This window comes from Alteromonas sp. CNT1-28, from assembly GCF_022348345.1.
In the GTDB taxonomy this organism is placed as follows: Bacteria; Pseudomonadota; Gammaproteobacteria; order Enterobacterales; family Alteromonadaceae; genus Alteromonas; species Alteromonas macleodii.
Genome location: NZ_JAKREZ010000023.1, coordinates 22690 through 37674 on the forward strand (window position 1 = coordinate 22690; position 14985 = coordinate 37674).

Annotated in this window: 13 protein-coding genes; 7 read left to right on the forward strand and 6 right to left on the reverse strand. The window is 42.4% G+C overall.

The features are described from left to right. The first annotated feature begins 86 nt into the window (after nt 1-86). The 4 genes from MHN02_RS14290 (at nt 87) to MHN02_RS14305 (ending at nt 6485) form a co-directional block, all read left to right on the forward strand. Nucleotides 87-1682, forward strand: coding sequence for an isocitrate lyase (locus tag MHN02_RS14290; protein ID WP_014979852.1), 1596 nt, complete (start codon nt 87-89; stop codon nt 1680-1682). Nucleotides 1683-1964: 282 nt separating this feature from the next. After that, on the forward strand, nt 1965-2909 hold the full coding sequence (locus MHN02_RS14295) for a LysR family transcriptional regulator (RefSeq protein WP_239246814.1): 945 nt from the start codon (nt 1965-1967) through the stop codon (nt 2907-2909). 98 nt (nt 2910-3007) lie between these two features. After that, on the forward strand, nt 3008-5203 hold the full coding sequence (locus MHN02_RS14300; protein WP_239246817.1) for a malate synthase G: 2196 nt from the start codon (nt 3008-3010) through the stop codon (nt 5201-5203). A gap of 397 nt (nt 5204-5600) precedes the next feature. Further along, nucleotides 5601-6485: a patatin-like phospholipase family protein gene (locus MHN02_RS14305; RefSeq protein ID WP_014979855.1), complete on the forward strand. Its 885-nt coding sequence runs from the start codon at nt 5601-5603 to the stop codon at nt 6483-6485. Between the two features lie 33 nt (nt 6486-6518). On the opposite strand, the gene MHN02_RS14310 is transcribed toward MHN02_RS14305, so the two are convergent. Genes MHN02_RS14310 through MHN02_RS14330 form a run of 5 tightly spaced genes read right to left on the reverse strand, consistent with a single transcriptional unit; the run spans nt 6519 to nt 10441 of the window. Continuing rightward, a complete protein-coding gene (locus MHN02_RS14310) occupies nt 6519-7535 on the reverse strand; it encodes an NAD-dependent epimerase (RefSeq protein WP_239246820.1) in 1017 nt (338 codons plus the stop codon). Nucleotides 7536-7547: 12 nt separating this feature from the next. Beyond that, nucleotides 7548-8648, reverse strand: coding sequence for a nucleotidyltransferase family protein (locus MHN02_RS14315; RefSeq protein ID WP_239246823.1), 1101 nt, complete (start codon nt 8646-8648; stop codon nt 7548-7550). Beyond that, nucleotides 8645-9493: an HprK-related kinase A gene (locus MHN02_RS14320; RefSeq protein ID WP_239246826.1), complete on the reverse strand. Its 849-nt coding sequence runs from the start codon at nt 9491-9493 to the stop codon at nt 8645-8647. The genes MHN02_RS14315 and MHN02_RS14320 overlap by 4 nt, the downstream gene beginning before the upstream one ends. Further along, nucleotides 9483-9725 (reverse strand): hypothetical protein, encoded by a 243-nt coding sequence (locus tag MHN02_RS14325; protein WP_239246829.1) that lies wholly within the window; start codon nt 9723-9725, stop codon nt 9483-9485. Before MHN02_RS14325 ends, MHN02_RS14320 begins: the two co-directional genes overlap by 11 nt. 17 nt (nt 9726-9742) lie before the next feature. After that, complete coding sequence (locus tag MHN02_RS14330; RefSeq protein WP_239246832.1) at nt 9743-10441, reverse strand: hypothetical protein; 699 nt, start codon at nt 10439-10441, stop codon at nt 9743-9745. A gap of 237 nt (nt 10442-10678) precedes the next feature. On the opposite strand from MHN02_RS14330, the gene MHN02_RS14335 reads away from it, so the two are divergent. Further along, nucleotides 10679-12313 (forward strand): FAD-binding protein, encoded by a 1635-nt coding sequence (locus MHN02_RS14335; protein WP_239246835.1) that lies wholly within the window; start codon nt 10679-10681, stop codon nt 12311-12313. On the opposite strand, the gene MHN02_RS14340 is transcribed toward MHN02_RS14335, so the two are convergent. After that, nucleotides 12310-13095 (reverse strand): serine protease, encoded by a 786-nt coding sequence (locus tag MHN02_RS14340; protein WP_239246837.1) that lies wholly within the window; start codon nt 13093-13095, stop codon nt 12310-12312. The genes MHN02_RS14335 and MHN02_RS14340 overlap by 4 nt on opposite strands. Nucleotides 13096-13129: 34 nt before the next feature. Here MHN02_RS14340 and MHN02_RS14345 point away from each other — a divergent pair, with 34 nt between their 5' ends. Continuing rightward, entirely contained in the window at nt 13130-13891 is a 762-nt protein-coding gene (locus tag MHN02_RS14345) for a YdcF family protein (protein ID WP_239246839.1), read from the forward strand. 78 nt (nt 13892-13969) lie between these two features. Beyond that, nucleotides 13970-14800 (forward strand): PEP-CTERM/exosortase system-associated acyltransferase, encoded by an 831-nt coding sequence (locus tag MHN02_RS14350; protein WP_239246842.1) that lies wholly within the window; start codon nt 13970-13972, stop codon nt 14798-14800. Nucleotides 14801-14985: the final 185 nt, after the last annotated feature.

The window sequence follows — 14985 nt, forward strand, 5'->3', positions numbered from 1 at the left end:
TAGGATGAAATGGAATCAACGGGAACGCCCTACAGCGTAAACATAAACAACGTTAAGTATTTTAATTATAGTCGGGAGAGACGCTCATGTCGCAATATCAACAAGACATTGATAACTTCGCCACATTAAAGGCAGCACAAAACGGAACTTGGGAAGGTATCAACCCAGAATTCGCTGCACGCATGAAGGTTCAAAACCGTTTTAAAACAGGTTTAGACATTGCTCGCTACACTGCAAGCATTATGCGCAAAGACATGGCTGAATACGACGCAGATTCGTCTCAGTACACACAGTCACTAGGCTGCTGGCATGGCTTCGTAGGCCAACAAAAAATGCTTTCAGTTAAAAAGCATCAAGGCACAACTAACAAAAGCTACCTTTACCTTTCAGGCTGGATGGTAGCAGCACTTCGCTCTGAATTTGGTCCTCTTCCTGACCAATCAATGCATGAAAAAACATCAGTGTCTGCGCTTATCGAAGAACTTTATACTTTCCTTCGCCAAGCAGATGCGCGAGAATTGGGCGACCTTTTCCACAAGCTAGACGACGCTAAGAAAAACGGTGGTGATGTAGCTGCGATTCAAGCTGAAATCGACAATTACGAAACTCACGTAGTTCCAATTATTGCTGATATCGATGCGGGCTTTGGTAACGAAGAAGCAACCTACCTACTAGCAAAGCAAATGATTGAAGCAGGTGCATGCTGTATCCAAATTGAGAACCAAGTATCGGACGCGAAGCAATGTGGTCACCAAGACGGTAAAGTAACCGTGCCACACGAAGACTTCCTAGCGAAAATCAATGCAGTACGCTATGCATTCCTTGAACTAGGTGTTGATGAAGGTGTAATTGTTGCACGTACTGACTCACTAGGTGCTGGTCTTACCCAGAAGATCCCAGTATCTACATCAGAAGGCGACTTAGCTGCTCAGTACAATGCGTTCCTTAAAACTACCGAAGTTGCAGGGGCTGAAGACCTAAGTGAAGGTGACCTAGTTCTTAAGCAAGGTGGCAAACTGGTTAAGCCTGAGCGTCTACCAAACGGCTTGTTCCGCTTCAAAGACAACACAGGTTTTGACCGTGTAGTACTTGACTGCGTAACGTCACTTAAGCACGGCGCTGACTTGCTTTGGATTGAAACTGAAAAGCCTCACGTTGGCCAAATTGCTGAAATGGTTAACGCTATTCGCGAACAAGTACCAAACGCAAAGCTGGTTTATAACAACTCTCCATCATTCAACTGGACGCTTAACTTCCGTCAGCAAGTATTTGATGCTTGGAGTGAAGAAGGTAAAGACGTTTCTGGCTACGACCGCGCGAAACTTATGTCTGCCGACTATGATGACAGCGAGCTAGCAGCTGCGGCCGACGAGAAGATTAAGAGCTTCCAGGCTGACGCAGCACGCGAAGCGGGTATCTTCCACCACCTTATCACGCTACCGACTTATCACACTGCAGCACTGTCTACTGACAACCTTGCAAAAGGTTACTTCGGTGAAGAAGGTATGCTTGCTTATGTACGCGGTGTTCAGCGTCAAGAAATTCGCCAAGGTCTAGCGTGTGTTAAGCACCAAGCGATGGCAGGTTCTGACCTAGGTGATACACACAAAGAGTACTTCTCTGGTGAAGGTGCACTTAAAGCGTCCGGTGAAGATAACACCATGAACCAGTTTGACGTATAACGTAAACAGGCAATGAGTTAAACGGAAAGCATCCCAACCTTTCCTACAGGGCACCTTCGGGTGCCCTTTTTTGTGCGCGTCATTCACTTCACTTATGCTTTTTGCATAAAACAAAAAAAGCCATATTTTTCTAAACTTCATAAAAAAACAATATACCAACTATATTTCAATACCTTATAGGTATAACGGCGGCCAATTTAAGACTAAACGCTTATCTGACATTGAAATAAAAAAGCTTTATAATAGCTATGTTTAATTAGGTTTAAAAAGAGCATTAGAATAATGAATATAGCGAAGGTCGACCTGAATTTATTGGTTTATTTAGATGTGCTGTTGCGCGAAGGAAGTGTAACGAAAGCTGCAAACCAGCTAAGCATTACTCAGCCAGCAATGAGTAACGGCCTGAAGCGCCTTCGCGATCTATTTAAAGATCCGCTTTTAGTTCGTACCAGCGATGGGATGACCCCCACCAAGCGCGCGCTTGAACTACAACCCATTATTCGCGATGTGCTTAGTCGATTGGAAAGCTCTATTCAACCCGAGACTGATTTCGATCCGTTAACCAGCGACAGAACCTTCCGCATTATGACCAGTGACTATGCAGAGAGCACCTTGTTACTTGAACTTGTTGGAAGACTGGCGGATTTAGCGCCCAATATTACGCTTGACCTTATTACGCCGAGTGACGTGACGTTTCACGATGTCGAGCAAGGTAAAGTGGATATGGCAATTAACCGCTTCGATGAACTGCCTTTGTCATTTCATCAAAAAGTTATCTGGTATGACACCTTTAGTTGCGTAATGAGTTCCGACCATCCGCTAGTAGAAAAATGCAACCTAGAAGGCTATTTGACTGCCCAGCATATTTGGGTGAGTAAAACTGGGTTTGGCGTGGGTGTAGGTATTGATCCAAATGAAGTACAAAAATTGGGTTGGGTTGACGCAGAGCTTACAAAAATTGGCAAACAGCGTGCTATTCGCGTATTTACTCGTCATTACCATGCAGCGCTTCAGATTGCGAAAAAGCAAAAACTTATTGCTACCTTACCAAGCAAAGCGGCGCGTTTGTTCAAACACGACCCAGATGTGGTGATTAAAGAGCCGCCTTTCGACATACCACCTATTGCGCTAAAAATGGCGTGGAGTGCCCTACTTCACCACGACGCAGGTCACATTTGGTTGCGCCGCTTAATCAGCGATGTAGCTAGCGAAATGAATGCGGGCTAAACATTCACAAAATATATGGCAGAAATACAAACCATAAATTAAAAAACTATCTCTATACACACTACACTGGGTGAACAGACAAATGTATAGAGGTAGTTATGCAAGGATATATTACTAGAGGCCGACTACAGGTTGCCGAACAACTCGATAACTTTATTAATGAACAGGCACTTCCTGGCACAGGCGTAAATAAAGACACCTTTTGGCAAGGTGCAGAAACCCTCTTCGAAAAATTCATTCCTCAAAATCGCGCACTATTAGAAAAGCGAGAACAGCTTCAGCGCGCTATCGACGATTATCATAAAGCTGGTAACCCGGTAAACGGAAACGAATATACCGACTTCCTAAAAAGCATTGGTTACCTTGTTGAGCAGCCGTCACAAGTAAGTGCACAAACACAAAATGTAGACGCCGAAATAGCAACAATGGCAGGCCCTCAGCTAGTCGTGCCAATCAACAACGCTCGCTATGCACTTAACGCGGTAAATGCCCGTTGGGGAAGCCTTTACGACGCACTATACGGCACTGATGTTATCAGCAATGAAGGTGGAGCAGAAGCGGGAAAAAGCTACAACCCCGTACGCGGCGCCAAAGTAGTTGCGAAAGCGAAAGACTATCTAGATAGCATGATACCGCTTGCAAAAGGCAGCCACGCTGACGTTACTGAGTATAAGATTGAATCGGGTAAATTAGCGATCACTCTTGTCGACGGCGATGAAACCACCTTAGCAAACACAGAGCAATGGCAAGGATACCAAGGTGACATTAGCGCACCGTCAAGCCTGCTATTTGCACACAACGGTCTGCATTTTGAAATTCAACTAGACCCGACTCACCCTATTGGCGAGAGCGATGCCGCAAACGTAAAAGACGTATTGGTTGAAGCCGCATTAACCACCATAATGGACTGCGAAGATTCCGTTGCTGCTGTTGACGCTGAAGACAAAACCTTGGTGTATAGCAACTGGTTAGGCTTAATGAAAGGCTCGCTAAGCATTGAAATGACAAAGGGCGGCAAGCAGCTTGTTCGCGCTATGCATGACGATAGAAGCTACCAGCCGTCTAAACACGCTTCACAAGACAAGCTAAAAGAAGGCGAACTAGTACTTTCTGGTCGAAGCCTTATGTTCGTTAGAAACGTGGGCCACCTTATGACTAACAATGCCATGCTCTTTGACGGCGAAGAAGTGCCAGAGGGGATCATGGACGGTTTAGTCACTTCACTTATCGCAAAGCATGATCTTTTAGGAAACAGCAAATTTAAAAACAGCCGCGAAGGCAGTATTTATATTGTTAAACCTAAAATGCACGGGCCAGAAGAAGTTGCATTCTCTAACGCATTGTTTGGTGCTATCGAAGCGATTATCGATGTTCCAGCTAACACCCTTAAAATGGGCATAATGGATGAAGAGCGCCGTACGAGTATCAATTTACAAGCATGTATTGCCGAGGCTACTTCACGCGTTGTGTTCATTAACACGGGTTTCTTAGACAGAACCGGTGATGAAATTCATACCTCAATGCTTGCCGGCCCTTTTGCAGAAAAAGCCTCGCTCAAGTCTATGGCGTGGATTAAGGCTTATGAAACTGCAAACGTTGCAGTAGGCCTTCGCTGCGGCCTTTCTGGCAAAGCGCAAATTGGTAAGGGCATGTGGCCAATACCTGACGAAATGCAAAATATGATGACTGCCAAAATAGGTCACCCTAAGGCTGGCGCTAATACTGCTTGGGTTCCCTCACCTACTGCAGCAACACTGCACGCGCTTCATTACCACGATGTAAATGTGTTTGACGTTCAAAAGTCGCTAGATGAAAACTTTAGTGGCCTTGCTGACATACTTACCATTCCATTGTTAGAAGATGCTTCTACTTTGACACGTGAAAGTATTAAGCGTGAAATCGACAATAACGTTCAGGGCATTTTAGGCTACGTTGTACGCTGGGTTCACCAAGGCGTAGGCTGCTCGAAAGTTCCTGACATCAACAATGTAGGCTTGATGGAAGACCGCGCAACGCTGCGAATTTCATCGCAGCATATCGCTAACTGGCTAGAGCACGGCATTGTAAGTGTAGATCAGGTAAAAGAGTCTTTAGCTCGTATGGCTGTCTTAGTAGATGAGCAAAATGCGGGGGACCCTGAGTATATCCCTATGGCACCTGATTTAGGCAGCTCAATTGGCTTCTTAGCCGCAAGCGATCTAATCTTCAAAGGTAAAGAGCAGCCTAGCGGTTACACAGAACCTTTACTGCACGCCCGTCGCCGCGAAATGAAGGCAAAACTTGCGGCGAGCTAGCACAAAATATGAGGGCTAAAAATTGGAAACTAAGAGCTATATTCCATACGGAAAAATACCAAAGAATTAGCTAGCTAGTTTCAAGCCTCATCAGACGCATTTGAATAAGGCTCACTCTGTTAGTAAACAGCAGTGAGCCTTTTTATTTATTGCTGGCGTATTACTAATGCGTTTGCATTTATTGTCGCGACACGTGAAATCACTTCGCAAACACACTCAAAAGCGAACTGTGTAGTGATATGGCAACACTTTAGACTAAAGATATCGCTTATCTCCCCCTTGATACTTTGCTGATAATGCATGAGTAAACTACGCTTTTATGGTGTGGGGCGCAGCGTTTGTTATTCCGTTGGAACTAAACACTTAGCGCAAAGCCTCCTTAGTTTGGAGTATGCACATGCAGATAGCCTCGGCAGCAATACCGAATAATTTATTACAGGCGAACGTCACGCAAATTGTGCCCATCTTTTCAGGTGGAGGAACAAGATTGAGCGCCCATATCGGCATCATTAAAGCGCTGCAGGACATGAACGTAGGCTTCGACACCTTAGTGGGTGTATCGGGTGGCTCGATTATCGCTTCGCTTTATGCCAAAGGTTACACTGTGGAGCAAATGCGAGAACTCGCACTGGTTACTGATTTCAAGCAATTCACTGAATTTTCACTCGTTAGATTACTCCGGGAAGGCGGACTTTCTTCTGGCGACGTATTTCAACGATGGATTGACGAACAGTTGGAAGGCGCAGTGTTTGCCGACCTCCCACTCAACCTGCATATTCTCGCTACCGACGTAAACGGCGGCGGACCAGTTTTGTTCAACAAGCAAACCTCTCCAGATATGAAAGTGTCAGAAGCAGTGCGGTACTCTATGTCGATACCGCTCATCTTCTCGTTCAAACCCTTTAAAGAGCACCTGCTAGTAGACGGCGCTATATTGTCTGAAGATGCGCTGTTTGAAGATTGGCGAGGCGATGGCACGCCATCAGTATGCTTCAGACTGCAAAGCACCGAACAAAAACGCAAGGCCATTAAAAAGAACTTACTTCAACTGCCCCAATACATCAGCATGCTTATTCGCACGTTTATGACGGCAATATCCAGGGAGTACGTCAATGCGAAGTATTGGCACAATACGGTGGTGGTGAATACCGGGGAGATTTCCGCGGTAGATTTTTCGCTTACACCTGAAATTAAGAACACACTTTTTGAGCTCGGTTATGCAACCACGAAAGAGTTCTTGCCCAAAAAGTGTGCGGAATTTATGAGAAGCAGTGCACTTTAACGGTTTCAGAAAGTAATTATAAGTCGCAAGCGCTTACACTTTATAAAAGTCGCGATACCAGTCGACAAACGCTTTTACGCCTGTTTCAATATCGGTAGATGGCTGGTATCCAGTATCTTCAACGAGCGACGACACATCAGCATAGGTGTCAGGCACATCGCCTGGCTGCATAGGAAGAAGTTCTTTCTTCGCCTCAATACCCAATGCACTCTCAAGGGTTTCAATAAACTTCAAAAGGTGCACTGGTGTTTGCGCACCAATATTGTACACCTTATAGGGCGCCTTACTCGTACTTGGATCTGGATTGCCGCCGTCCCAATTCTCGTTAGGTTTAGCCACATTATCCAATGAGCGAATTACGCCTTCAACGATATCATCGATATAAGTGAAGTCACGACGGTGGTTACCATAGTTGTAAACCTGTATTGTTTTGCCTTCCAAAATAGCTTTAGTGAACTTGAAAAGCGCCATGTCTGGACGGCCCCAAGGCCCGTAAACAGTGAAAAAGCGCAGCCCCGTTGTAGGCAAGTTATACAGGTGACTATAAGTATGAGCCATTAGCTCGTTAGCTTTTTTAGAAGCCGCATACAAGCTAACTTGATGATCTACGTTATGCTGTTCTGAAAACGGCATAGTCTCATTCGCTCCGTAGACTGAGCTAGACGACGCGTACACCAAATGCTCGACTTTATTATGGCGACATCCTTCTAGAATATTCACAAAGCCAACAATATTTGAGTCGACGTAAGCGTTAGGATTTTCAAGTGAATAACGCACACCAGCTTGAGCAGCCAAATGCACCACTCTATCAAATTTGTGCTCTTCAAAAAGCGCAGCCATTTTGTCGCGCTCTTCTACCCCCATCTCGATAAATGAAAATAAATCAGCAGCAGTAGATGATTTAATCTCGTCTAGACGAGCATGCTTTAAATTCACATCGTAATAATCGTTAATGTTGTCAATCCCGACAACTTGGTCACCACGATTGATAAGGTATTGCGATACAGCTGCACCAATGAAACCAGCTGCTCCGGTGACTAAGATTTTCATTCGATTTCCTTTTTATTCGAAGTGGTAGCGACCATAAACGGTTTTAATAACTCCACGATAAACTTTTACACTAATATGAGGTATCAGGATTTTTAAGGGCATTTTTTTAAAATGGCCCCGTATCATCATAACTAAAGACGAAAATTTCGTTAAAAACGAATCTAACTTGGGATGGCGTGGAATTGCCATATTCACAACAATTAGATTGAAGAAAATAGATTCAATTTTCGAAAGCTTTGTATCGTTACCATCAAGATTTGTTCCAAATTTTTCTTTAAAGCTGCAAAAGTTGAGCTCAACTAACCTAACCGCATAAATTGCTTCCGTACGGAATCCGAGAGCTGTTGCGAATGATAAGAATTTTTCTAAATGTTCTTTATCATTCAGTGAGCAGAACAAGCATTTTAAATCCCAGAGATCTCTGAAAGGTTTTTCGTAATCCTCGTTAAAGAAAAAGTGAATAATGCAGTGTAACAATCGCCACTCTAAAGAGAGAGTTTGGCTTACACCGTCTACTCTTGCACTTTCTGCAAGTACACTTTCTATGGGTATCGATTTACCAGTGATCGGAGGAATGAGTGTGTGGTGGACATCTAATGTCGTACCTGAGGTTATGTGCCTGAAAGGTGGAAGTTCGTGTGACCATTTTCGATAATATTGCTCATCGTAATTATCTAACCTCTTTTCTCTCCACCCGTTACTTTTAAGAATACTCTCAACTTCATGAAGACATTTTTTATCGACCAAAATGTCTATATCTGACATCAATCTACCATGTGAGTTCTCGTCACTTGCGAGGATGTACGCTGCACCTTTTAAGAATATGGGGTTCACTTCTGCGTTAGATAAGAGCTTTTTCAAGCTATAGCTCTCATTCCGGACTTGCAGTGCTTGCCTTTGAGCATATATAGAAGACGAATCAAGGTGCTTTAGCGCAAAGTGCGAGCGGAGCGCAATATTATTTACAGACAAAATGTTGGCTAGAGTAGCTGTCATATCGTTGAAGCGGAGCACTCTTAAAATGTCCTGCCATTTGTCATCATCGAGGTCTAGCGCAAGTCGAGGACTTTCGAAAAGGCTAATAATTTCTTGAGGAGTAATATTGAGCTTCATCTAATTATCTTATGTAGGGTAGACTCAATATCGTCAAAATCAGAATAGGTTATTGCATACGCTTCGGCATCGCTCGCAATAGTACATAATTTCTTGAACGCGATATCTCCCAGAATACTATAGTTGAAACTATTTCTGATCAAAATCGATAAGGCTTGCGTCATGTTAAGACTAAGGATTTCAACTTCTGAATTTTTTCTGTATTTTGGCGTAACGACACCAGCAATCTTTGCCGGCTGTAAAGAGTTAAAATGTAGTCTATTCATCGTTTTGACGTGCGCTACATCTCCCTTTTGTGTCCCTTTAGTCACGCAAGAATACATCGCATTTGGAAAAGCTGAGCGGATAATATCAATAGAGTTATTTTTTAATGATGCAGGCCTAAAGAGCGGCGAAACAAAGCCACTAGCTATATCGATAACTGCAAATTCATCTGAGAACAAATTCCAAGACTTTAATCCTAAATAGGCCGAAAGTGTGCTTTTCCCCGAGCCTTGGGAAGCAGGGAAAACAATAGCTTTTCCATTCTTCTCTACAACGGACGCATGAATCAAAATTTTACTGTGATCATAGCTTCCGATACACCAATTCATTGCCCATTCAACGGATGGCAGACACTTGTCATAAGCGACTGGATTAAAAATTCGCTGCCCATCTAGCATAAAGACTTTCTGACGTCGAAAAAACCTTCTTATAAAACTGCTAGTTTCTAAATCAATAGTAAAGTCTATGCTTCCATTAACTTCTGATCGATGTTCACTTTCATAGAGCTTGTACAGCTCTCTCTTTACATAATTAGGCAAGTTAAAAAATTGAAAGTTAAAGTCACCGATATCAACTATCAAGAAGTTGCCTCTTTAAATATCCATTTGATGACAATGCTTCGAGTATTACACTTACTGTGTCATCTTCCGAAGAGCGCTGAAAACTCTTCACCCAATCAACTTGGCCTTCCAAGAAGACTAAACATGAAAGATCAGGGTGAGTAAAAAAGCTTGTTTCGCCTGTTGTTAATTCAAAAAAAGCGATGCCAGAAAAATCTGGCATCGCGTAATGAATATATTGCTCTTTTAACATTTATCGCAATTTAGCAATTAACAGTTTAACGAAGTTATGCCAACCGGTATTTTCGATGTGTCACCTGAAGCAATACCTGATGAAGAATCTGACCAATATTGATTACCGATTTCAGTGGACAACGCGCTATCAAGAGGTTTCGACCAGCGAGGTGACGACATTTTATTTTCCAAACCATGTTCTACACACATCGAGCCCCAGAAATCTTCCACAAGAAGCTCTGCTGAAGAGTTTAATATTTTGTCCCAATCGGCTAGTCCGAAATAGATGTTCAGATACATCGCAGCCAAATCCATTTTACTATCACCCTTGTCATCTTTGTCAAAAACTTCAGCAATATTAAAACTAATTTGTTCCACCGTAGAGCCATCTCCGAATGTCACTTGGGTGGTTGATAAAAAATGTGCCATACCTTTGACGTAACTATTCAGAGTAGAGTTCGAATGGTGTGAGCCAAAGATTTTTTTAATTTTCTTTTTTGCTTTCCAATGACTACTACAAGCAGATGATTTTGTTAATTTTTTCCAGGTACCAGGGGACCAGCCGCCGGTAATCTCAGGAACGGAACAAGTAACATTTATGACTTTCGAGCCACCAGATATACCAGAAGCGTTACACGCCCCCCAAACTGAAGTAGATGGAAGAACAGTGATACCCGCGACCGCTCCTGTGGTCTTAATAAATTTGCGTCGACTATTGTTAGCTTGATTGTTCACAAATTACTCCAAAAATTCAGTGACTTCTGCTTATTTCAATACAGGGAAGCAAGAATCGCTCCATAAAAAAAGCGCTTATTATTTAGCTGGTTACATCCGCACTGTGTCATTATTGTTAAAAAAGCTGACACAAGTTTACTCTGTACACTTTTACAAAACTAACACGCAAATCATAATACATTTGCTTTCAGCAAAGCTATACTTACTCCACATAATTATAATCTTACAGGTTCATCAGTGCTAATTGAAGAGTTAAAAAGTCTTGTTAAAGAAAATGCCGACGTACTTCCTTACTCAGAATCAAATACTTCGGGAACTGAAGGCTTCAAGAGGGATGTGGCTTGTATAGTCCGGCCCATCACATTGGGTGTCATTCAAGAACTCATCAAGTTTGCAGGCAGCGTAGTTAATACTCCGAACCAGTTTTCATTGTACCCGATTAGTTCTGGGAAAAATTGGGGTTATGGCTCGTCTATGCCGAGTACAGTTGAAGAAAAAGTGGTGCTTCTAGACCTTTGTGCACTAAACGACATTACCTATTTCGACGAAGAAAATGGTGTCATTTCTATTCAGCCTGGCGTTACTCAAAGCGCTCTATTTGAATACTTGTCCTCCAAACAAACTTCATACATGGTTCCGGTTACGGGCGCTGGTCCAACGACAAGTATTTTAAGTAACGCTCTCGAGCGTGGCTATGGTATTACGCCGATCGCTGACCACTTCACCTCAGTGATGTCGATAAAAGGATTTTTGGCAGATGGAAGCTTCTACCAGTCCTCTCTCCAATGCATGAGCGATATGGCCAATGGTGATAATAGTGAATGTTATGTAGATAAAACATTTAAATGGAAACACGGCCCTTATCTCGACGGAATTTTCACTCAATCTGGAAACATGATTGTAACCGAAATAACCCTTTCATTAGCTCGTGTAAAGCCTGCGTTTGACTCTTTTTATATGCGCTTTTTCGATAAAGAAAGTTTCAATAACGCTTATGCGGTTGTGAAAGAAATTTTCCACAATTTAGAAGGCGTTGTAGGCTCAATAAATTTGATGGATAAAAGGCGTGTCGCCGCGATGGTCGCAGACAACCCCCAAGGCTGTGGTAGCCATAAAGTAATGACAGATGAACAAGTAGACGCAATTTCTAAACATTACGATGTACCTGAATGGACATTAGTAGGAACGGTCTACGGCACACATTCGGTAGCAAAGGCTGCAAAAAGTGATATCAAAAAAATTGCAAAAGGAAAAGCCGACCAAGTTCTGTTCTCTAGCGACCTATTGGTTAGATTAGGTCAAGTTGTCACTAGAAGGCTTAGCCTTCCGATATTAGATAGTGCAAGAGAGCAACTTGAAAAGCTCTCTGCGGGTATGGAGGTCATGCAAGGCAAGCCCAGTCAGGTTGCTTTACCTCTGGCTTATTGGCGCAACCCTAGAGTTCGACCAGATAAGTCACGATTGATGAACCCCGCAAAAGACGGTTGTGGTCTGCTTTGGTACGCCCCTCTCGTACCAGCTAAAGTAAGCTCAATGAAAGCTTTTATTGAAATGGTTCGAAGTATTACCCCCAAATATAATATTGAACCCATGATAACCTTTACAAACCTTAGTGGGATTTCGACTGACAGCACTATCCCAATAGTGTTTGATTTAGAAAATCCGAAAGCAGTAGAAGATGCACACGCATGCTTACAGGCATTGTTTGATGAGGGCTTGAAACAGGGGTTCATCCCTTACCGATTAAACATTCAACAGCAATTAGAACTAGATGCTAACAGTACGTTTTGGAAAACGGCCGGGAAAATCGCTCACGCATTGGATCCTGCTGGCATTATAAGTCCAGACAGATACAACCCTTATAAACCCTAATACTTTACGTCATTTTTATTAAGTATTGCCATAACGTGTTTAACTGGGATTGCGTAACTAATTCCACTTGGAGATGAAAGAGCTGCTTCTTTGCCCTGGCTTACAAAGACTTTGTTAATCACACCCACCAAATGCCCTGTCTCTATATTATAAACAGGGCTACCTGAATTACCTGGAAATGCTGTGGCGTCGAGTTGATATACGAGTTCAGGCTTTTTTAGTCTCTTGAGCATTGAGACTGTCAACTGATCTGCATTCCTCGCAGGTATCGCATCAGGCGTAATAGCTGAGATTAGTCCCTTATGCGTAGCTGGATAAAGTCCAATTGCAGCACCTAAGGGAAACCCAGTAAAAGCAATTTCATTGCCTGGCTTCAATAAAGTTTCACTTCCCATTTTTAATGGCTTTAGTTCGTTACTGATCTTCAATAGCGCTAAATCATGAACAGGATCGATATCGATAATTTCTGCTTTTTGAGCAGAGACGTCTCGACCTTCACCGTGAATAGCAACATAGTGTTGCACAATTTGGGGATCTAGAATTTTTGAAACCACATGATAGTTGGTTATGACCCATCTACCATTGCCAACTACAAAGCCAGTACCAAGAACTTGATTGCCATCACTTTCCAGTGGTGTATACAAACCGATAGCAACGACAGAATCCGTTGTCTCAGACACTATATCAACAAATGAGTAACCTGTATTCGCACTTAAAAAAGGTGAAAAAAATAGAGATGTAAAAACCAGTAATACGTTGGAATAGTTCGATAAATAGGACATGATTGACGAATCTCTTTTTTTACAAGGTAGCAACATGGAATTGTTAAAGCATATAGTGCTTTTCTTTATATCTCCATTAAACTTAGCTATTTCATTCTTCGCAATTGGAATGCTTCTATCACGAAGAAAACCATACTTCGGCAAGACTTTTAAATTAATGTCACTCGCCACCTTTTTCCTTTTCTCTCAACCATATGTGAGTGACTTACTTCTCTACCCTCTAGAGCACAAGCATCACTACCCGAACACACAATCCGACGGAAACAAACCAGACTATATTTTAGTTCTTGCATGTTACTATAGCACTTTTGGAAACGTCCCTGATACGAGTAGATGGACTGAATGCTCATTGCAGCGAAACATAGAGGCTTTAAAGCTTCATAGAAAGTCAGGTGCTCCAATTTTAATAACCGGAGGCAACTTTCTTCACGATTCAAACGTTAATTATTCTGAAAAAGCCAGAGAGTTTTTCGAAGAATTGGGCGTTAGTAAAGATAAGATAATTATCACCAAGTTAGGCACTGATACAGAAGAAGAGGTTTTGTCGGCCCTTCCCTATATCGCTGGCGCAAAAACCTGGGTAGTATCGTCAGCAACACATATTTTTCGTTTAGAAAACTTGTTTAGCTTTTACAACTGTGTAGGTGAATTTTTTCCAGTCAACCACCATTCTAAAGGACTTCTAACCCCATACCTTGCATTTCCTTCCGCCTCAGCGCTATCAAAAAGCGAACTCGCTTTTTATGAATACCTAGCTCTTATGAAGCAAAAGCTAATTTCCAATACAGTGAATTAGTATTACGCACAAAGTCTATGTAATTTAATGTTAAAACTCTGCTAGACTGAATAAAAAGTATCGGATATCGCTTCATCTATGGTTAAAAGTAAAAAGCAAACCCTGCTCGAGAAGTTAGGGACTATAGTTGGTGAGAAAAGTAAAATTGGAAAGCTGATTTCAGGGTATAGGAAGCTGGAAGAGGCTAATTACATTTCAAGTCATTTTTCGGCATATTTGGCGCCAGTTGTTGCGAGTTCTAAAGAGTTGAAAAATGATGTTTTTACTATAAGACATGAAGTGTACTGTGAAGAGCTTGGATTTGAGCCAATAAAAGAGAATGGTTTAGAGTTTGACGAATTCGACAGCTTTTCACTTCACTGCTTAATACAGCACCATAAAAGTAAGCATTTTGCGGGCACTGTAAGAATGGTGAGGCCCATGGAGCCCGATGAACAACTTCCAATAGAAAAGTATTGCCTAAACTCCATCACGCGAAAAGATTTAGACCCATCTCAGTTTGACCGCAAAGATATTTGTGAAATATCGCGATTAGCTGTTCCTAAAGAGTTTCGTCGACGTGTAATGGATAAATTCGCAGGGGCTGGAGTGGCAGTTATCAACGAGCACACATACTCTGAAAAAGAAGTTCGCTGCTTTCCGTTTATTGCAGTTGGCCTTTACCTCGCTGCAGCAGCGCTCGCAATCGAAGAAGATATCAAACACGCTTATGTAATGATGGAGCCGCGTCTAGCGCGAAGTATGAAGTTCATTGGTATTAAGTTCGAACAAATTGGCCCAGTAGTCGAATATCACGGTAAACGCGCACCTTATTATATTAATCAAAACTTGCTTAGAAAGAGCCTTCGCCCTGGCTTTGCAAAGATGCTTGCAGATATATTGAATTCAATAGAAAAGCAAGATTTTTGATTTGGGGGGTGTCCACTTCCCATAAATTGAGACAAACTTAATTGGAGTTTTCTGCGGTGATTAATGCAGGAGACACTTTGAAAAAATCACGCTATCAGCAGTGCTGACCCACCATAGTTGAAAATCCAAATACGGTGATATAGAAGAGTCTGGCTTCAAACGATTGAACAAGCTTTAAGCAGAAA